This is a genomic window from Rhodococcus sp. YH1 (genome assembly GCF_009939605.1).
Classification (GTDB): Bacteria; Actinomycetota; Actinomycetes; order Mycobacteriales; family Mycobacteriaceae; genus Rhodococcus; species Rhodococcus aetherivorans.
The window spans coordinates 1-19,231 of the sequence record NZ_WVTE01000174.1 but is presented as its reverse complement, the minus strand read 5'-3'; the positions used below and the strand labels follow the sequence as shown (position 1 = coordinate 19,231).

Here is a 19,231-nt window from a genome sequence, read left to right as displayed (position 1 = left end):
GACAGCGCATGGGGTGTTCGTCGTCTAGGCTGCCGCGCATGACATCGATTCCGGTGAATGTGGACAACTTCGTTCGCGCGGAGACGGATCGGATGTTTCTCGACCTTCAGCGGGACGCCGGGGGCATCAATGTGCTCCGGCACAACCGGGAGCCCGCCTCGGTCGAGCAGCAGACGGTGATCCGGATGAACCGCGACACCCTGTACAGCCTCGCGATCGTCGACACCTCGGAGGGAGCGACGCTCACCATCCCCGACGGCGGTCGGCGGTACATGTCCGTGATGGTGGTCGACCAGGACCACCATGTCGATCGGATCCTCCACGACCCGGGAGAGCACAGGTTCACGGCCGACGAGTTCCCGACACCGTACGTCGCCGTCGCGGTGCGGATTCTCGTCGATCCCTCCGATCCGGACGACGTCCGCACCGTGGTCTCGCTCCAGGACCGGTTCCGTCTCGAAGTCGGCTCGTCGACGCCGTTCGCGGCGCCCGACTACGACCGTGCGAGCCTCGACGCGACGCGGGAGGCGCTGCTGGCGCTGGCACGAGGACTGACCGGCTTCGATCGGATGTTCGGTGCCCGGAACACCGTCGACCCGGTCCGGCACCTGATCGGTACCGCCGCCGGCTGGGGCGGCCTTCCGACCGAGGAGGCCGTGTACATCGGTGTCGATCCGGGACTGCCGGTCGGAGAGTACGAGTTGACCGTCGGCGATGTGCCCGTCGACGGCTTCTGGTCCGTCTCGGTCTACAACGCCGAGGGCTTCTTCGAACCGAACGAGCACCACGCCTACAGCATCAACAACCTCACAGGCGTTCCCAACGCCGACGGCTCGATCACCGTCCGTTTCGGTGGCGGCGACGATGCGGACCGCGCCAATCACCTTCCCCTCACGGAGGGGTGGAACTATCTCGTTCGCCTGTATCGCCCGCGTGCGGAGGTCCTCGACGGAAGCTGGGTGTTTCCCGCCCTCGCCTCGTCACCGAACGGGCGGTGAGCGTCGACGCCGGCCCGGCGTCGTCCCCGAGTTCGCGTTCACCCGGCCGGGCCGCCCCGCGGATAAGCGGGGCGGCCCGGTGCGTCCGAGAGCGCAGGTCACGCCCGCCCCGGGTAGTCCGTCTCCCACGGCGCCGGGATCGGGTAGTACCGCTCCAGGAACTGCGTGACCTTGGCCGTCCGCACCTCGAGGTCGACCTCGGGCACGCTGCCGTCGTTGAGGCAGAAGAAGTCCATCTTCCGCTTCGCCAGCAGCGTGTCCAGCTCGCGCAGCCCCGATTTCATCGTCGTGTCGACGTACCGCATGCGGGCCGTCGTCTGCTGCACCGCCCGGCCGGTCATCAGCGCGTAGTAGTGGTAGAAGGAGTTCGTCACCGAGATGTTCTCCGCGGCCCGGAACGTGCTCGCCGCCGTCGCGGCGAACTCCTCCGCGAACTCCCGCTCCATCTCCACCATGATGCTCTTGCGCAGGGGCACCGGCGTGTGTTCGAGGTGCCGGGTGATCGTCACCCCGAACCGGTCCTCGAGCAGCCGGCGATTCACGCGTGCCGCGTTCTCGAAACCGCTGCGCTTCTTGTGGTTCCGGCCCAACCCGATCCGGGTGTCCGCCTCGATGAACTTCGTGACCCCGCCGGCGGAGAAGAACATCTGCGGATCCACCGCGCGGCCGAAGAACATGTCGTCGTTCGAGTACAGGAAGTGCTCGGACAGACCCGGGATGTGATGCAGCTGGCACTCGACGGCCTGCGAATTGTGGGTGGGCAGCACCGACGGGTCGGCGAAGAACTCCTCGCTGCGCACGAACGTGACCCGGCCGTCGTCGGCCAGCCAGTCCGGTCGCTCCGAGTCGGTCGCGACGAAGATCCGCCGGATCCACGGCGCATACATGTGCACGGAGCGCAGCGCGTACTTCAGCTCGTTGATCTGCCGGAAGCGCGCGGGGGAGTCGTCGCCCTCGCCCACCACGTAGTTCTGCATGCGCTTGGCGCGTTCGGCCTGCCACTCCTTCGACGAGCCGTCCACCCACGAGAACACCAGGTCGATCTCGAACGGGACGTCCGACGGATGGGTCGCGAACATCCCCTCGATCGTCGGCCACGTCTGCCCGTAGCGCTCGACGGTGGTGCGGGTGATCTCCTCCCGCGGCACGCTGCGCCGGGTCAGGGCGTTCTCTTTCGGCAGGAGGATTTCGTCGTCGGTGTGCGACCACAGCTCGATCTGCACCCCGTTCGACGCCCCGTACCGCAGCCCGCTGGTCAGCTCGACTCGCGGCCGGAACAGTCGGAACGCCCGGTCCTTGGAACTAGGGGAAAGCCGGCCGTCGGCGACGAGCACCGGACGGCGCCGCTTGGCGCCGACCGTCTTGGAGTAGAACGGTTCGTCGGTGCACGCGACGACCAGCGCGGCGCGGAGTTCCTTGCGGTCGGCCCAGTCCACCGCCAGCACCGGGCGCGCGCCGTCGCCGCGGACCAGCAGATAGTCGATGCCGGCGTCGTCGAGGACCCGGCGCACGAAATGCAAATCCTCGAGCATCGCCTCGTGCGGCGTGGTCGTCGAGATGGGGATCGCATAGCGATCCCGGAACCACACGATGTCCGGGTGGCCGTGCAACCGGGGCCGCTCGGACGCGATCGGGGGAGCCTCCCCGACGCTGTGGGGCAGGGAGACGAGATGAACGGTGTGGGGGGCCGGCGTGTGCGTCGGAGTGCTCCTTTCCTGTGAAGGGATTTCCCGCGAAAGATCCCGGGAACGAGAAGTTTGATTCTAGTTCACTATTGCAACTTCAGGCACATCGTGAAGGCGCAGGAGGGAAGGCGACCCCGGAACCGGCGGCCCGGGCGGGGCGGCAGGCTCGACGCCCGCGCCTACAGCGCCTCGAGATGGGCGACGACGTACGGCCACGGGATCCGCTCCTGTTCGAGCCGCAGACCCTCGGCACGCACCGTCGCCAGCGCGTCGCGTTCCGGTCCGGTCAGGTGTGCGGGCGTGTGCGGGGCGGGTGACGCCTCGGGCACGGCGAGGTCGCGCCACCGCTCGACGGTGCCGCGGTCCATGAGCAGGCTGCGCACGTGCGGGAGGCGGCCGCGGAGCCGGTCGAGGATCGCGAAACCGTGCGTGTCCAGGTCACCCCAGTACACGACGTCGGAGGCGGCGAGCCACGGCACGTCCGCCAGCTCGTGCACCGCGTAGCCACCGCCGTGCACCGCCACCGTCGCCGGCAGCTCCGGCAGCGCGTGCAGGCCCTCCTTGTTCTCCAGGATCAGGGTGCGGGCCGGCTTCACCGGCAGTGCCGCCAGCTCGTCGAGCGACGTCGCGAAGATCCGGGGCGCCCCCGCCAGCAGCGCCCGGTCGCACACGGCCACCTCGCACATCCGCGGCAGCGACCGCACCCCCAGGTCACGATCGCCCCGCACGCCGTCGAGCAGCGTCTCGACCAGGCCGCGGTGCCGCGACACCCATTTGGTGTCGACGCCGGGCACCGGCAGCTGGCGGACGAACAGCCCCGACGACGGATGCTCGGCCAGCCAGCGCACCGCCGCGACGAGCCGCGCGAAGTCCGGCTCGTCCAGCTCCAGCCAGCGGGCATGCGTCGCGGCGATCGCTGTCGCGAGCGTCGCGGTGCCGGGGCCGAGTCCGTCGAGCAGCCGCGCCTGCCGTTCGGTGAGGGTGCGCCACTCGGGTGCTCGTGCGGCCGCGGCGGCGATCTCGGTCGCGCCCGAAAGCAGCAGGCGCATCGGCACTTCCTGCGTGCCGAAGCTCGGCCAGCGCCGCGTCTCCCACTCGACCCGCCCGGCACCCGGGTAGCCGTGCCAGGCACGCACCCACGCGACGACGGCGTCGGGATCCTGCGCGACCCGCCGCTCGGACGGCGGATGCAGCCCGATCGACAGCGAATCCGATTCGGCCGCAGTGGGATCGGTGATCCATCGGGTGCGGCGGCTGCGGTAGGCAACCTGGGCCTTGCCGGCGACCGCGGACGGCGGCACGCACAGTGCGCTCACGTGCCGTCCCCGCGGATCGGCAACAGTGCGATCTGCGAGTAGCGCTTGTCGCGGATGCTCACCGCGGCCACGCCGTCGATGTAGTCGTCGAGGGTCTGCAGCAGCTTGAGCGGGGTGGCAAGCACCATGTGGAACCCGAACTGGGTGAACACGTCCAGCGCCCGTCGCGTGTACGCGGGGTCGGCGCGATCGAACGCCTCGTCGAGGATCACGGTGCCGTAGCGCGGCAGCTCCTCCCCGGCGGCGGCCAGCTGATAGCGCAGCGCCGCCGCGAGGCAGAAGAACACCAGCTTCTGCGCCTGTCCACCCGACAGGCCGGAGCTCGAGTCGTGATAGTTGGCGTCGTTGCCCTCCGGGTCGACCTCCACCCCGATGAATCCGACATGCAGGCGGGAGTCGAGCACGAGGCGCTTCCACCGCAGGTCGGCGGGCTCGCCGGAGTCGAGCCGTTCGAGCACCGCCGCCATCTGTTCGAACCGCCGCTCCGCCGCGGCCCGGTCCTCCTCCTTCCACGCGCCGCTCGTGATCTGCAGCAGCTCCGCCAGGAACTCCGACGCGGCGGGGGAGCGCCGGTCCTTGACGTCGATGCGCAGGATCCGGTCGGTGTCGAACGGCGAGCGGCGCAGCGATTCGTTCACCGGCTCGATACGTGAGCGGATCTCACCCGGAGCCTTACGGATCGCGCGCGCCAGCTCCCCGATGTTGCGGTGCGACTGCTCGCGCAGCAGCCGGAAGAACTCGTCCTCGTAGGCGGGCAGGCCGTCGCTGCGCAGCCGGGCGAGCACCGCGAGGGCGTCGTCGACGTACTCGGCCTCGGAGCGCATCTCGGCGCGCCGCGCCTCCCACTCGGCGAGGTAGCCGGTGAGGATGGCGGTGATGCGGCGCTCGGCGTCCGCGGTGTCGTGCTGCGCGGACCGCATCTCCTCGTTGATCGCGCGACCCACCGTGCTCAGGGCCCGGTCGATGTTGTCGACGGTGACGCGGCGGACCGCCGCGGCGAACCGGGCCCGGATGCGCGCGGCGATCGGGTCGGGCACCGCCGTGCCGGCGTGGGCCTGCGCCTCGTCGAGCCGCGCCTGCACCCGGGTCAGCTCGTCCCGGTGCTGTTCGAGCTTGGCCAGCGCCGCGGTGTGCGCCTGCCGGGCGGCGCGTTCCTCGCTCTCGGCGCGAGCCAGATCCGCGGTGAGCGTGGCGTATTCGGTGTTGCCCTGCATCCACTCGCGCAGCCGTTCCTCGATCGCGTCCACCGCGTTCCCCGCCGCCGCGACGTCGACGTCGGACCACGCGGACTCGCGGATCACCGCGGCGGCCTGCCGGCGCAGCTGGATCGCGGACTCGGCACGCTCGAGAGCCTCCTGCCGCCGTTGCAGCGCGTCGACGTCGGTCTCGGCGTCGCCGATGCGCCGGCGCAGGTCGGCGAGCTTGGCCTCGTTGTCGAAGCCGAGGACCCAGCGGCTGCGGTCGTCGATGCGCCGCCGGTCGTCCTTCTCGTGCCGGTCGCCACCGTGCTTGACCTGACCGGCCCGGGTCACGCCCCGCGGGACGCCGCGCAGGTCGTCGGCGGTGTCGACGCACGCGTAGTCGAAGCGGTCCGCCAGGTGGTGCTGCAGCCACGCGGCGAGCGGGCCGGGGCGCACCTCGAGCTTGCGGACGAGCGAGCCGTCGGCGGTGGTGGGTGCGTCCGGCGCACCGACGCCCGTCCGGACTCGCCGGTATACGAGGCGGGCACCGAGATGGTGTGCGTCGACGGCGGCGGCCACCCGCGGGTACAGCTCGTCGGGCACCAGCAGGGTGCGCCCGAATCCGCCCAGGACCCGCTCGATCGGACCCGTCCACTCGGCGTGCTCGGCGCGCACCGCGATCAGCTCGCCCGCGAAGTGCAGGGCGTCCTCGCCGAGTCCGGCCGCCGAGCACACCAGTTCCCGGGCGCGCAGCAGGTCGGGATCGAGGTTCGACCGGCGCCGGGCCAGGACCTCCCGGTCGGCGATCAGTTCGCGGATCGTCTTCCGGCGCTCGGCGAGCGCGCCGGCCACCTCGTACAGTTCGGCCCTGCGCGTGTCGGCGGTCGCGTCGAGCTCGCGCAGTTCCCTCTCGAGCTGGGCCTGCAGATGCGCGAAGTCGTCCGCGGCGGCCGGTGTCTCCGCCTCCCAGTGCGCGAGGGCGACGTCGAATCGTTTGCGTTGCCGGGTGATTCGTTCGAGTGCGGTCTCGGCGGTCTCCTTGTGCACGCGGAGGGTCGCGAGCCGGCCGTCGCCGGCGCTCTCGGCGCGCACCCGCAGATCGAGGGTGCGTTCGCCGGCGCGGTCGGCCTCGTCGGCGGTCTTGTCCGCGGCGGCCTGCAGCAGACCCGTCTGCGCCCGCGTCTCGTCGAGCCTGTCGCTGAGCAGGTCCACCGTCATCCGGGCGTGCACCGCGTCGAGGTGATCGGTCTCGTCCTGCAGGTCGCGCTGGGACTGCAGCCCGGTGCGACGGGTGTCGGCCAGCGCGACGAGCGGCTCGAGCGTCTCGACCTGACGACGGGCGTCGACGACGACGCGATGCGCCTCGCGCAGCTCGCGGAACTGCGTGGTGGCCCGCTCGGCCATCGCGAACGTCGGCGGCTCGTCGAGCATGTAGTCGCGCAACAGCTGGTCGAGGCTGTTCAGGCTCTTCGCGGACAGCGTGCGGTGCAGCAGCCGCTGCGCGGCCTCCGACGAGATGCCGAGCTTGGACCGGAACGCGCGGGCGAACGGCGCGTAGCTGGGGTTGACGACCGCGTCCGGCCAGCGCTTGCGGATGCCCCGGGTGTCGATTCCCCGCGTGACGAACGGTTCGAGGTCGGTCAGCTCCACGTCGGTGTCGAGGATCAGGTGCAGGTGCGAGATCTCGTTGTTGGCGTTGGCGCCCCGGCGCAGGTGCATGAGCTTGACCAGGGTCACCGGGGCCGTGCCGTCGGCGGCGTTGTACGTCAGCGCGACCGCGCTCCACGTGGCGCCGGTGCGCAGGTAGGAGGCGGTGAGCGCATCGGTGTCGGCGTCGGCCTCGCGCCGCCACGCGCCACGGATGTAGCTGACGAAGTTGCGGCCCGACCCGGCCGCCGACTCCTGCGCGGCCGCGTTGAACCGCACGCTGCCGCCCGGCATGAGCACCGTCGAGATCGCGTCGATGAGCGTCGACTTGCCCGAGCCGGACGCGCCCGTGATGAGAAAACCCTTGCGGGCCAAGGGAATGTCGTGATGCCCGTGCAGGGTGCCCCAGTTGACCACCTGCACCCGCGCGAGCCGGAACTGGCCGGGGTGGATGGGGGCGGCGCTCACGGCGCGTCCTCCTCGACGATGCGCCGGAACTCGGCCTCGACGGCGGCGACCTGATCGGCGTCGAACAACTGCCGCAACACCGGAGAGACCTCCATCCGGCCCTCCGTGGACGTCGACGCCAGCAGCGTGTACTTCTTCAACTTCTCCCACGACGCGTTGACCCGTTTGCGGAAGCCGGCCGGATCGGTGCTCGTCGCGGCGCGGTACATTTCCAGCTGCCCGGCCACCTCGTCGAAGTCGACGATCACCCGCTCGCCCGGCTGGGCGCGCAGCAGCCGGTGCCGCAACGCCAGCAGCATCACGGTGTCCATGAACGTGAGCCGCTCGGTGCGCAGCACCGTCGGGGCCTTGTGGTCGCCCGTGTCGGCGGGGCGGGTGAACGCGAGCTGATCGTCCTCGTCGACGACGAGATCGAGAAACACGTCCGCGAGCCGGGACCGCAGCACCCGCTCGTCGCGGATCACCGTCCGCCACACCTCCGGGTGCTTGTCGGCGGTGACGAGCGGTCCCTTGAGTAGTTGCACCAGCGCGCGGCGGGTATCGAGGTCGAGTTCGCCGGTGTCGCCCGGATACAGCCCCGTGCGGGTGGTCGATTCGGTCATGACGCGTCCTCGGTGATGCGGGCGGTGAACTCGGTGTCGGTCGGGTCGAACAGGTGCCGCCGCACCGTCGCGACGCGGGTCGCGCCCGACGGGGACGTCCACGCGATCTCCTCGGTGCCGTCGACGCGGTGACCGTGCTCCGCGGCGAGCACCAGCAGACCTACCGCGCTGGCCAGACCTTGCGTGGCGGGATGATCGCGCAGCACGTCGCCGATCGTGGCGCTGCCGCGGGAACGCAGCGTGGCGGCGACGTTGCCGGCCAGCTCGTCCATGTCGATCTCCGATTCGCGGACGATGCGGCGCAACTCCTCCAGATCCACCTCGCCGACCGGCTGCGTCACCACCGGCTCGGCCACCAGGTCGTCGGCCGGGTTGTGCAGCCGCAGCGCTGCCACCGAATCGATGCCCATGCCGACCCGCACGAGCTCGAGGTCCAGCAGGTCGTATGGTTTGCGGCGCTGCGCCACCTGCAGGGCCTGCTGCTGGGCCGAGCGCAACAGCCGCTGCAGGCGCCGGTGCTCCTCGTAGTGGCGGGACTGCACGAAGTGGCGCAGCGAACGCGACAGCGACGTCATCGTCGTGTGGACCTCGCCGCCGGCGTCCTCCATCTCGGTGAGCAGGGTGCGGAACCGACCCCGTTGCTCGGTGGTGAGCTGCTGCGCGAACGGGCGTTGCAGCACCGCCTCGATCCAGTCGTCGAGCTGCGACGACCGCTCCGGGTCGATGATCATGTCGTAGAAGCCGGCGAAGCTGCGGCCGGCGTCGGAGCTGCCGATCAGATCGACCCCGCGGAACACCTCGCCGAGGGTGTCGCCACGGTCGCCCTCGTCGTCGAGGATCCGGGCCCGCAGCTCCCGGTTGAGCGCCTCCAACTCGGCGCGCACCCGCGCGAAGTCACCCGGGATCTCCCCGGCCAGCGCCAGGATCTCCGCGGACCGTTCCACCGCGCGGTTCCCGTCCAGCACGGGAAAGTCCCCGGATTCGACGGCGGCGATCTGCCGGTCCAGCTCGGCGCGCTCGGCCCGCAACGCCGCCAGGCGGCTCTCGCTGCGTGGGTCCGAGTCCCGCGCCAGCGCCTGGAGCTGGCTCGACAGGGTGGTCAGCCGCGACTCGGTGACCGAGCTCGTGGCGGTCGTCAGGCCCGCGACGAACGTGAGCGCGGCGAACGTCGCCTCGGTCGGTTCGAGGGTCTCCTCCCGGGCGTCGGCGCTCGCGCGGCGCAGCAGGTAACCCGCGCGCACCCAGTCCGCACAATAGGCCTGACCGGTGCGCGGCAGCTCGAAGCCCTCGTCGCGCAGTTCCTGCAGGTCCGCATCGAGGCGGGCGAACAGCTCCGGGGCCGGCAGCCGGCGTGTGCCGCGATCGAAGTGCCGGCCCAGCAGCGCCAGCACCGCGGCCGCATTGTCCGACCGCAGCAGCGCCCACGCCGGGTGCTCCTGACGCAGACGCGCCAGGCGGTGCAGGTCGGCGGTGGACACGACGCTCCCTCCGGTGTCGGGTTCGACCATGCTGACACACTGCGGCGACAGCGTCGTGGGCGCGGCCAACCGCATTTGAGTGGATTCGACCCCGGCATGCGGGCTGGAATCCGCACAAGGTGGCGGAGTCAGCGGTTGTGGGCCTCGAAATCGTCGAGGACGGTGACAATGCGCTCGGCGATGTCTTCGAGACCGGTGCACCATTGCGCTTCGGGTACGCGAGCGCCGCCCTTGCCGAAAAGAACCTGAGCGAAAATGAGCACGCCGTAGGACGTCTCGACGCTCATGCCGCAACGTTCGGGGAGGGACAGGTTGGTCTTCAGCAGTGCGCGTCGGCCCGCGATCTCAGATGGAATGACGTCGTCGCCGTTGTCGGCGGTCTTCTGGAGTTCGATTGCCCAGTCGAAGTTGGCCGATCTCACCGTCAGGGCGTAGGCGGCAACGCCGGGAAACTTCAGGACGCCGTCATAGGAACAGCCGAGCATCGTGTAGTGCGTCGCCGCGAAATCCGTGTTGTCTTCGGAGTTCGGGTCGTAGCCTGCCGCGGCAAGAACGTCGTCGGGGATGTCGAGGCACGGGTCGAAGGCGACGAGAGGTCGGTCGGACCCGTCCACCAGGCGCGGTACTCGTGTCGTTGCTGTTGGGGTACTCGGGGCCTCGTCTGTGGATTCCGAGTTGGGGGACGAGGCAGTGCACGCTGAGAGCGATGCAAGCACAATAAGTGTCCCTGTGATTGCGGCACCGGTACGGCCCGCGGTCACAGCTCGTCCTGGTTCAGGGCGTGCAGACGGGCGGTCCAGTTGTTTTCGGCCGCGAGAAACCCCTCACCGCCGGAGGCGAACGCTTCTCGCATGCCGCTGAGCACCGCCTCGAATTGTTCCAGTCGTTCGTAGAGCGATTCGGGTGTGCCGCGGGCTTTGCGAACGAAGCCGGCGCGGAGGTCTTCGGCCGACTTGAAGCCCCCGAAACTTGGTGCATCGGTCAGGTCGCTTGCATGGCGTGCTGCGTTGCGAAGTGTCGTCAGCATGGTGTCGCAGATGGCGACGATCTCCTCGATCGTCCGCGGTTCCAAACGAAGTCTCTCTGCCATGAATCCCCCCGGTATCAGTTGGCCCGGGAACTGTAACGCATTCGTTTGCAGGTCACGCGGGATTCTCATTCGAGAATGGGGGGTTGAGACGCCTGCGTCCCGACCGAGCTCGCGTGCGATTCGGTCGGGACGATTCGGTTCTCGTCGGCGGGGTCGGTGTCTCACAGCGCCAGTGTCAGGCCTGCTTCTGCGAGAGTGTGTGCGGTCAGGCCGGAGGCGAGCATCCAGGCGGAGTGCTTGTCGAAGGTCGGCGCTCCCCGGTCGCCCACCACGGCGAGAATCGGTGCGATCACTCCGCAGATGCCGACGACGACAAAGATCGTCAGCGCCAGGCCGTCGAAGCCAGGGCCGATGGGCGACGTCGAGCCCAAAGCGGATGCACAGATGTGCGGGGCGCATCGAACCTCCGTGGGTAAACCACGATGGCGGGTCAGATCGCGAACAGCAGCGCGCCGGTACCGATTGCGACGGCGATGCAGAAACCGAAGAATCCCCCGGCGTCACCTTGGACAGCGAGGCCCAGACTTCGTGCGCGAGACGGTCGGGAAGTTCGACGCGTTCTGGTGGCTGCTCCTCATCGCGGGAACGCCCCCCAGTACGGAGTCACCACGGTATCGAAGCGGCTGCCGCCATCCCTGCTCGCGGTGCTCGACGAGGCCGCCAACGTTCGCAGGCTGGGGGAGTTGCCGAACCGGTACTTGCACTCCGGCAGCCGCGGAACCGTGCTCATCGCCATCTTGCTGTCCTAGGTCTACTCTCGGTAGCCACCAGCCGGCGTATCGGGAGATGATGCGTCGGCCGAAGCATCTGCTCATGGCAGGCGGCACGCGTTCGTGCACTACGTGGTGTAGACGGTGCGGAGCATGACGGCATCACGTTCGCGCGGCGTCCAAGATCTTTTGTGCCCGCTCTGCGACGGGGAGATCCACGAATTCACCTCCGGGTAGCCGGACCGCGGCTCCGCCGGCCTTCTCGAATGCGTCGACCACTTCGCGGGCCCAGTCGATGTCCTCCTGTCCCGAAGTGAAGGTGGCATGGATGGCCGTCAGCTGGGCGGGGTGAATTGCGGACTTGCCGAACAGGCCGAGGCTGCGACTGTGGGCGGCCTGCTGGATGAGTCCGTCATTGTCATCGAGGTGGGGGTAGACGCTGTCGATCGGTGGGGCGATGCCGGCGGCGCGCGCGGCGACGACGAGGTGGGATCGCACGTACTGCATCGGTATGTCCCCGTCTCCCGTGCCGAGGTCCTTCTGCAGGTCGATACCGCCGAGTGCGAGATGCGTCACCGCCGGGTGACCGGCGATATCGAAGGCATTGGCGACCCCTTTCGCGGTTTCGATGGCGCAGATCAGGGGTTTTTCCGGGGCCCGGGCTGCGACCCAGTGAACGTCGTCGAGTGTTTCGACCTTGGGGATGCGGATGCCGTGTGCCGATGCAGCGACGGCATGCAGATCAGCGGCGGCGAGTCCGGTTCCGGGGGCGTTGATTCGCACCCATGCGGTCCTGGTGGTGACGACGGATGCGACGTTTGCCCTGGCGGTCCGCTTCTCGGAGGGCGGCACCGCGTCCTCGAGATCGAGGATGACGGCGTCGGCGCCGGCGTGGAACACCTTTCCGAGCAGATTCAGGTTGTGGCCAGGCGCGAAGAGGTAGCTGCGGTTCATCAAAGGACGCCCTTCTCGGTGAGTTCGGTCATTCGTTCCTGGTCGATGCCGAGGGTGTCCCGGTAGAACTCCTGGTTGTCCTGCCCGAGGCGGCGGCCGGGGAACTTGATCGCGCCCGGAGTCCCGAGCATGCGAAGCATGACGTTCTGCATCTTGATCGGGCCGAGGTCTTCGTCGTCGACGGTCGTGATGCAGTCACGGGCGAGGACCTGCGGATCACTCATGAGTTGCGCGACGTCGTAGATGGGTGCGAGCGCGGCGCCGACCCGTTCGAACTCGGCCGTGACTTCGTGCAGGGGTCTGTCTGCGATCCACTTCGCAACCGCGTCGTCGAGCAGTTCGCCGTTGCGGCTGCGTTCGCCGGCGGAGTCGAACCAGGATTGCTCGACGATGTCAGGTCGGCCGACCAGGCGCATGACCCGCGCGGCGACAGAGGTGGCGCTCGCGGAGACGGCAACCCACCGGCCATCCTTGGTGAGGTAGGTGTTGCGTGGGGCGTTATTGGGGGAGCGGTTGCCGTTGCGGCCGGCGATGGTGCCGAGTTGGTCGTAGGCGGTGGGCCCGGGGCCGAGAATTCCCAGGAGTGGTTCGAGTAGTGACATGTCGATGACCTGTCCGCGGCCGGCCGAGCCGTTGCGGTGGAGGAGTGCGGTCACCACGCCGAATGCGCCGGCAAGTCCGGCAACGCCGTCGGCGAGTCCGAAGGGCGGCAGCGTCGGTGGACCGTCCTCCGTCCCGGTTTGGTGGGCAAAGCCACTCATCGCCTCGGCCAGGGTGCCGAATGCGCGGCGCTCGGCGTAGGGTCCGGATTGGCCGAACCCGGTGACGCGGAGCAGGACCAGTCCCGGATTGACGGCATGGAGTCGGTCCGGACCCAGCCCCCACTTCTCGAGTACGCCGGGGCGGAAGTTCTCCACCAGCACGTCGGCATCGATCACGAGGTCGCGGAGTATCAGCTGGCCTTCGTCGGTGCTGAGATCGAGAGTGATGCACTTCTTGTTACGGGCGATGACCTTCCACCACAGTCCGTGGCCGTCCTTCCGGGCTCCGTGTGAGCGGGCGGGATCGCCCGAGGGGTGCTCGATCTTGATTACGTCCGCGCCGAAATCACCGAGGAGCATGGCGGTGATCGGTGCGGCGTAGACGGTACTGATGTCGAGGACGCGGAGGCCGTGCAACGGGCCACGTGTCGGAGGAGGGCTGTCGGCTGTGCTCGTGCCAGGGTGGTCGTGGGTCGAGTAACTGTCGCTCGGGTGTGCAGTCATAAGCTGTCCTCGGATGGTGGGGAAGGTCGATACAGGTGCGGCGCTCGACAGCGGCCGGGGTGCACGAGCGCGGACCGACGGGTGATGCCGGCAGGGTCATGGCGCGACCGAAAAGTCCGTGGCGCCGGGGCCGCCACCTCGAGATTGCCATCCCTCCGGTTCAACTACAATCACGGGCATATCGACAGCAGTTAACTTTGTCTAAAGTCAGGGGTGGCGCGTGCTGGATACGGCCAGGATGTTCACACTGCGCACGGTCGCCGCGCACGGGTCGATCACCGCGGCGGCGTCCGCGCTCGGGTATACCACTTCGGCTGTGTCCCAACAGATCGCGAAGCTGGAGAAGGAGGCGGGGCAGCCGCTTCTGGAACGGCACGCGCGAGGCATCGTGCTGACCGAGGCCGGAAGCTCGGTGGTTCGGCACACCGAACGTATCCTGGTCGAGCTGGAGGCCGCCGAGGCCGAACTCGCGGAGATCAAGGGGCTGCGGGCCGGTGTGCTGGCGATCGGCACCTTTCCCACGGCCGGATCGTCACTGCTGCCGCTGGTGGTCAAGGAGTTCAAGACGCGGCACCCGGGCGTCGATCTGAAGGTGCTCAGCGGCCGGTTCGCGCAACTGGTCGACGCCCTGCGCCGGCGGGAGACCGAATTGTCGTTGCTGTGGGACTACGAATGGAACCGGATCGACGACCCCACGTTGACCTACCACCACCTGATGAACGATCCGACCGTGTTGCTGGTGTCGGAGCGGCACCGTCTGGCCGACCGCGACTCGATCCGGATCACCGAACTGCGCGACGAGTCGTGGGTGGTGCGCGCCGACGATCACCCGGTTGCCCAGACACTCGAAAAGCTCTGTAATCAAGGTGGTTTCATGCCTCGGACGAGTGTGTTCGCGCACGACTACGGTGAGGTACAGGCGATGGTGGCCGTCGAGCTCGGTGTGGCCATCGCGCCGCGCCTGGCCGTGCTCAACCTCCGGCCCGACGTCCGGTCGATTCCCCTCGCGACCCGCCCGCCGCAGCGGCGCATCCTGGTCGCGCATCTGACCGAGCGGCGGCTGAGCCCGGCCGCGCAGGAAGGAATCGCGGTGTGCACTGCCGCCGCCCGCCTACTGCAGGAGGGATTCGAGGCCGGATAGGGGCCCGACCCTCCCCGGAAGGATGCCTGTCAGTTCCGGCAGATGCCGAACGCGTCGGCGAGGCGAGTGATCTGCTCGGCCCGCCCGAGGCGGGGTAGGTCGCTGCCGTCGCGGATGATGCGGCCGCGGGCTTCGAAATCGGCCAGGAACTGCCGCGCCCAGGTGACATCCGACGGTGTAGGGCTGATGGCCTCGTTGATCACCTGCAGCTGATCGGTGTCCAGGCACAGCTTTCCGGTAAGGCCGAGGGAGACGGTCACTGCGGACTGTTCGCGCAACACGGTGTGGCCGTTGCTGACGGTGGGGCCGTCGATCGGTCCGGGCAGCCGGCCGACCCGGCTGGCGACCACCAGTCGGGAGCGAGGGTACGCCATGGCGAGGTCGTCGGCGCTCGTGCCGGTGTCCCGGCGATAGTCACCGCTGCCGAAGGCGAGCCGGAACACGCCGCGGGCGCGGGCGATAGCGCCGGCCTGCTCGATGCCGAGGGCGGATTCGACCAGGGCAAGGACTGGGGTGCCTCCGCCGAGTCGGTCGAACGTTTCGGTGATATGTTCTGCCGCTTCAGTTTTCGCGAGCATTACGCCCGCCAGTCCGGGAAGGCCGGCGAGTCGATCGACGTCGTCGCTCCAGTACTTCGAGGACCGGTCGTTGATCCGGACCCAGGCCGAGGAGTGTTCGAGCCAGACGGCAACGTCCTCGCGTGCTGAGGACTTCCGTTGCGGATCGACTGCGTCCTCGATGTCGAGGACGATCTGATCGGCGCAGGAACGTTCGGCCTGGTCGAACAAGTCGATCCGGCCGCCGTTGACCAGCAGCCAGGAGCGGGCGATCCGCGCGTCGATTGTCCGGGGTGCGATCGTGGCGTTCTCGGGCATTCGGACCTTCACCGTGCCAACCCGACCAGTGCGGGCGCCGGGCCGGTGACGAAGAGTTCCGCCACTGCGATGCGTCGGGCCGCCCGGTGCAAGGTGACCGATTCGAGGATACCGTCGGGCGAGGTGGTGAGGTCGACGTCGAGGACCCCGGCGGGCGTCCCTATCCGTAGCGATCCGGGCCACCGGACCCGTGTGTTGTGGGTGACGACGCCACCGGTCACGGTGGACGCCGCGGCGACGGCGACAGCGGACGTCAGTCCGATTGCGGGGTGCGGGGCAAGCATCGACAGCATCCGGACGGAGATGTCGTAGTCGTCTTCGTTGATGTCGACGCCCGCGCTGGTGCGGTAGTCCACCGGCGGGCCGACGACGCCGACCTTGGGGATCGCGTGTGTGATCGGGTCTCCCGGTTTGCTCAGTCCCATCCGCAACGATGATTCCCGTCGCAGTCGGAGAAGCAGCGGCAGGTGTTCGGCGATGGTCCGATTGTCTTCTGCGCCGGTCAGTCCGAGGTCGGCGGCGTCGAACAACGCCGCCGGAGCGCCGGCGGCGACCATCGTGGCGCGGTACGTGTGGTCCTCGATCGAAATCTGTTCGGCGGCTGAGCCGGTGGGCAGCAGTGTGGCTGTATCGGCAGCGAGACCGGCGAAGGTGAGGCCAACCGGGACGCCCAGCGCGCTGGTGCCTGGCACGGCCGCGTCACCCTCGGTGGGGATCATTCCGCCCGGGGTCGCGATCTCGGCAGTGAGGATTGCGCCCGTGTTCTGGTTGCGCATTCGCACGGTCGTCACCGCGGAGTCGACCGGAACGAAGCCGGATTGCAGCGCATACAGTCCGATCGCGGTGGCGCAGTTCCCGCAGTTGCTGCCCCATTCGACCTGCCGGTCACCGATCGCGACCTGGGCGAACAGGTAGTCGACGTCGATGCCGGACTCGCTGGAGCGGCGCACGATCGCCGCCTTCGACGTGGTCGAGCTGCCGCCCCCGACACCATCGAGCTGGCGCGGGTCGCCGGAGCCGAACGCGGAGGTCAAGATGGCGTCCAGCCCCCCTGCCTGGGGGATGAGGGGATCGACGTCCACGGCGTTGAACAGCCAGCACTTGCTGGTGCCTCCCCGCATCCAGGTTCCACGGAGTGTGAACACGGTCGGCCCACCTTTCGGGTTGGAAGAGTGTGTGAGGCACCGCTGGAGGCTCCGATCGGATAGGGAGCGTAGGTGCCAGCGGTGTCCCACTACCCACCCTGACCGAGATCAGGGTGGAGAACAATGGCGGATTTCTCGATGAGGGTTAACTCGAGTTAAACTCTCAGGGGGTGGCGTCGACGCGTCAGGCCAGGGCCGGGATGGCCACCAGCAGCAGCCAGCACAGCATCGGCGCGATCGCGACCACGATGCCCGCGTTCAGCAGCAGCTGGCGGTAGAACCGGGGGCGTTCGATGTTTTGGGCGTTGGCGAGGACGAGCGCGCCGTTGGTCGAGAACGGGGATACGTCGACCACGGTGGCCGAGATGGCGAGGGCCGCCACGACGCCGACGACCGGGAGTGCTCCGGTCTGCAGCAGCGGAAGCGCGAGCGGGATGACAGCGGTGAGCAGTGCGGTCGACGACGCGAACGCCGAGGTGACGCCGATGACATAGCAGAGCACGACGGCGACCAGCAGGGGGGCCCCGATGGTGATCGCCATCTCCGCGAGATGGTCGAGCGTGCCGATCTCCTCCATGAGGGAGACATAGGTGACCATGCCCGCCACGAGCAGCACCGTGGACCAGCTGATACCGGCGATGGCCTCACTCTGCTTAGACAGGTCGGTGAACGCGAGGATCGCACCGGCGGCGATGGCGACGAAGCTGATCGGCATGTGCAGCACCAGCACCAGCACCAGCACCGCGGCGATCAGGACGAGGGTGAGCTTCTGCACGGCGGTGACCGGCTGTCGTGCGGGTTCGGTGACGATCTCGGTGCGCGGGGTCCGGATGAGTACCTGGGTGCCGGTTCCTCCGGCCGAGCTGCCGGACGGGGCCGTGCCGGGTCCCTCGACGGGAGTGCGGCGAGGACTCCCGCCGCCGTCGGATTCGAACTCGTCACTCGAGCCGGTAGCGGTGAATTCGAGGTTCCGCATCCGGGCGAGAACGGCGTAGCCGATCACGGTCAGGACCGAGAGCAGCAGGTTGATGCCGTAGCTGGCGAAGAACAGGGTCCACGGGGCGATCGTCAACCCACTCGATTCGACGATGTCACGGACGAGGACGCCCGAGACCGAGATCGGCGAGAATGCTCCGGCGTGTGCGCCGTTGATGGTCATGATGCCCATCACCAGCGGGCTCATCCGGGTGCGAGCGGCGAACGACATCGCCGCCGGCGTGATCAAGGCGACGGCCGCCGGGCTGAACGTGCCCAAGGCCGTGAGTACCGAGGCGCAGAAGAAGAACACCCAGGGAACGATCGTCACTCGTCCGCGGACGCTGCGTATGCAGGTGTTGACGAGGAGGTCGATGGTCCCGTTCTTCTTCGCCATGCCGAAGAAGTAGGTGACGCCGATGATCGTCAGCACGATCGAACTGGGGAACTCGGCGAGGATCTCCTTGTCGTCGTAGCCGAGGAGGAACGCCCCCACGACGAACGCGCCGATGAACCCCAATATGCCGATGTTGATGGGGAAGAAGGTGGCGATCACGAACATCGCCACCAATGCGATCAGTGGCAGTATCTCGATGGAAGTCATGAGCGTTCTTTCGGTTCACCGCGAGGCGGATCGAACGGCGCCCGATCGGCAGTTGCGAACGGGCGGGTCAAGCGAGGCGGAACGTGTCTTGCTGTCGCAGTCCACGTCGCACGAGGCGTTCCCGCAGGGTGCCGGAAGAGTGACCATTTGCATGTCACATCCTTCGCTTGACCATTACCTACATCACATTAGAAGCGGCCCGTGTTCATGACAATGTCGAATCGCTATGGTGGGCTTTAGTTGAACTGAAGGCTCACCCGGAGGGGTGAGGCGGAACCCGTTCGATGTGGTGACCCTGTTCCTGCTTCTCGGCATCGCTGAGGCCGGATCCGTGGAGACCGCGCCGGCCGTGACGGCGTGTGAACGACGAAAGCGCTTCCCGTAGTGAGAGAATCGAGATTCTCGATGTCACGACTACCCGTATACGTAGAGGCACTTTCAGTGCAATCATCGGACACCTTCACGGCTGGGTCCGGGGTGTTCGACGAACACAATCTCGTGTCCGCGGCCGGGCTGGTCCCGGTCCTCGACCTGGCCGAACAGGTGGAGGACAGCGGCAGGTGAACTTCGTCCAGAACGAGGTTGTCCTGTCGCTGTGTGCCTCGTGCTCGTCGACCACAGTCGGTCCGGCAGCAGCGCGCATCGAGCCGGCTTTCCAGTCCAGCACCTTCCCGGCCTCTGCAAACGGCCGCCGTCGAGCGAGAACTCGAGGGGATTGTCGAGAAGTGGACGCGTGGGCGGCAGGATGTGCCGGTCGAGATCACGCAGCGTTTGCTCACCTCGACCGTTCGAATCGGTAAGCATCGATTCGCCAAGGCGGTGCTCACCAACCACGGCAACCGGTGCATGTTCTGCGGCATGGGGAGCGTGATCAAGGGAGGTCGCAGGCCGCGACGGTTCCCTGCGAGCCACATCAAGCCGTGGCGAGACAGCACCAGCAAGGAGCGCCTCGACCACCTGAACGGACTGACGGCCTGCCCCAGATGTCGCATTCGACACGGGCCTCCTCACCGTGTCCGAGGACCTCTCGATCACGTACGCAACCGACCTGGAACGCGCACTGCCGAGTGACGAACCACTGCGTCGTGCCTTCGGCA

The 19,231-nt window shown here is 68.3% G+C and carries 16 protein-coding genes; 3 read left to right on the top strand and 13 right to left on the bottom strand.

The genetic code is table 11. The features are described 5' to 3' along the window. Positions 1-38: 38 nt before the first annotated feature. Positions 39-998 carry a DUF1214 domain-containing protein gene (locus AIIKEEIJ_RS13840; RefSeq protein WP_161995891.1) on the top strand — a complete coding sequence of 320 codons (960 nt, stop codon included), beginning with the start codon at positions 39-41 and terminating at the stop codon, positions 996-998. Between the two features lie 98 nt (positions 999-1,096). Here AIIKEEIJ_RS13840 and AIIKEEIJ_RS13835 read toward each other — a convergent pair whose 3' ends face one another. The 10 genes from AIIKEEIJ_RS13835 to AIIKEEIJ_RS13790 form a co-directional block, all read right to left on the bottom strand. Then, positions 1,097-2,587, bottom strand: a complete 1,491-nt coding sequence (locus tag AIIKEEIJ_RS13835) for a stealth conserved region 3 domain-containing protein (RefSeq protein WP_161995890.1) — start codon at positions 2,585-2,587, stop codon at positions 1,097-1,099. Between the two features lie 275 nt (positions 2,588-2,862). Further along, positions 2,863-3,999: a DUF3322 domain-containing protein gene (locus AIIKEEIJ_RS13830; protein WP_161995889.1), complete on the bottom strand. Its 1,137-nt coding sequence runs from the start codon at positions 3,997-3,999 to the stop codon at positions 2,863-2,865. Further along, on the bottom strand, positions 3,996-7,295 hold the full coding sequence (locus AIIKEEIJ_RS13825; RefSeq protein ID WP_161995888.1) for an ATP-binding protein: 3,300 nt from the start codon (positions 7,293-7,295) through the stop codon (positions 3,996-3,998). The genes AIIKEEIJ_RS13830 and AIIKEEIJ_RS13825 overlap by 4 nt, the downstream gene beginning before the upstream one ends. After that, positions 7,292-7,897 carry a DUF4194 domain-containing protein gene (locus AIIKEEIJ_RS13820; RefSeq protein ID WP_040275769.1) on the bottom strand — a complete coding sequence of 202 codons (606 nt, stop codon included), beginning with the start codon at positions 7,895-7,897 and terminating at the stop codon, positions 7,292-7,294. Before AIIKEEIJ_RS13820 ends, AIIKEEIJ_RS13825 begins: the two co-directional genes overlap by 4 nt. After that, positions 7,894-9,405 carry a DUF3375 family protein gene (locus tag AIIKEEIJ_RS13815; RefSeq protein ID WP_202917014.1) on the bottom strand — a complete coding sequence of 504 codons (1,512 nt, stop codon included), beginning with the start codon at positions 9,403-9,405 and terminating at the stop codon, positions 7,894-7,896. Before AIIKEEIJ_RS13815 ends, AIIKEEIJ_RS13820 begins: the two co-directional genes overlap by 4 nt. A 98-nt stretch (positions 9,406-9,503) precedes the next feature. Next, positions 9,504-10,091 carry a DUF3558 domain-containing protein gene (locus AIIKEEIJ_RS13810; RefSeq protein ID WP_338020952.1) on the bottom strand — a complete coding sequence of 196 codons (588 nt, stop codon included), beginning with the start codon at positions 10,089-10,091 and terminating at the stop codon, positions 9,504-9,506. Positions 10,092-10,132: 41 nt separating this feature from the next. After that, positions 10,133-10,465 (bottom strand): hypothetical protein, encoded by a 333-nt coding sequence (locus AIIKEEIJ_RS13805; protein WP_161995886.1) that lies wholly within the window; start codon positions 10,463-10,465, stop codon positions 10,133-10,135. A gap of 161 nt (positions 10,466-10,626) precedes the next feature. Then, a complete protein-coding gene (locus tag AIIKEEIJ_RS13800) occupies positions 10,627-10,836 on the bottom strand; it encodes a hypothetical protein (RefSeq protein ID WP_161995885.1) in 210 nt (69 codons plus the stop codon). 501 nt (positions 10,837-11,337) lie between these two features. Next, complete coding sequence (locus AIIKEEIJ_RS13795; protein WP_161995884.1) at positions 11,338-12,129, bottom strand: aldolase/citrate lyase family protein; 792 nt, start codon at positions 12,127-12,129, stop codon at positions 11,338-11,340. Next, positions 12,129-13,394, bottom strand: coding sequence for a CoA transferase (locus tag AIIKEEIJ_RS13790; RefSeq protein ID WP_161995883.1), 1,266 nt, complete (start codon positions 13,392-13,394; stop codon positions 12,129-12,131). Before AIIKEEIJ_RS13790 ends, AIIKEEIJ_RS13795 begins: the two co-directional genes overlap by 1 nt. Positions 13,395-13,614: 220 nt before the next feature. Here AIIKEEIJ_RS13790 and AIIKEEIJ_RS13785 point away from each other — a divergent pair, with 220 nt between their 5' ends. Next, entirely contained in the window at positions 13,615-14,535 is a 921-nt protein-coding gene (locus AIIKEEIJ_RS13785; protein WP_161995882.1) for a LysR substrate-binding domain-containing protein, read from the top strand. Between the two features lie 29 nt (positions 14,536-14,564). On the opposite strand, the gene AIIKEEIJ_RS13780 is transcribed toward AIIKEEIJ_RS13785, so the two are convergent. The 3 genes from AIIKEEIJ_RS13780 to AIIKEEIJ_RS13770 all read right to left on the bottom strand — a co-directional run bounded on the left by AIIKEEIJ_RS13780 (position 14,565) and on the right by AIIKEEIJ_RS13770 (position 18,134). Next, the gene (locus AIIKEEIJ_RS13780; protein ID WP_161995881.1) at positions 14,565-15,410 is read right to left on the bottom strand and encodes an aldolase/citrate lyase family protein; all 846 of its coding nucleotides are present in this window, start codon (positions 15,408-15,410) and stop codon (positions 14,565-14,567) included. A gap of 8 nt (positions 15,411-15,418) precedes the next feature. Next, positions 15,419-16,531 carry a PrpF domain-containing protein gene (locus tag AIIKEEIJ_RS13775; RefSeq protein ID WP_161995904.1) on the bottom strand — a complete coding sequence of 371 codons (1,113 nt, stop codon included), beginning with the start codon at positions 16,529-16,531 and terminating at the stop codon, positions 15,419-15,421. A 208-nt stretch (positions 16,532-16,739) separates the two neighbouring features. Continuing rightward, positions 16,740-18,134, bottom strand: coding sequence for an SLC13 family permease (locus AIIKEEIJ_RS13770; RefSeq protein WP_161995880.1), 1,395 nt, complete (start codon positions 18,132-18,134; stop codon positions 16,740-16,742). A 441-nt stretch (positions 18,135-18,575) separates the two neighbouring features. On the opposite strand from AIIKEEIJ_RS13770, the gene AIIKEEIJ_RS33670 reads away from it, so the two are divergent. Continuing rightward, a complete protein-coding gene (locus tag AIIKEEIJ_RS33670; RefSeq protein WP_255326693.1) occupies positions 18,576-18,698 on the top strand; it encodes a hypothetical protein in 123 nt (40 codons plus the stop codon). Positions 18,699-19,231 lie beyond the last annotated feature (533 nt).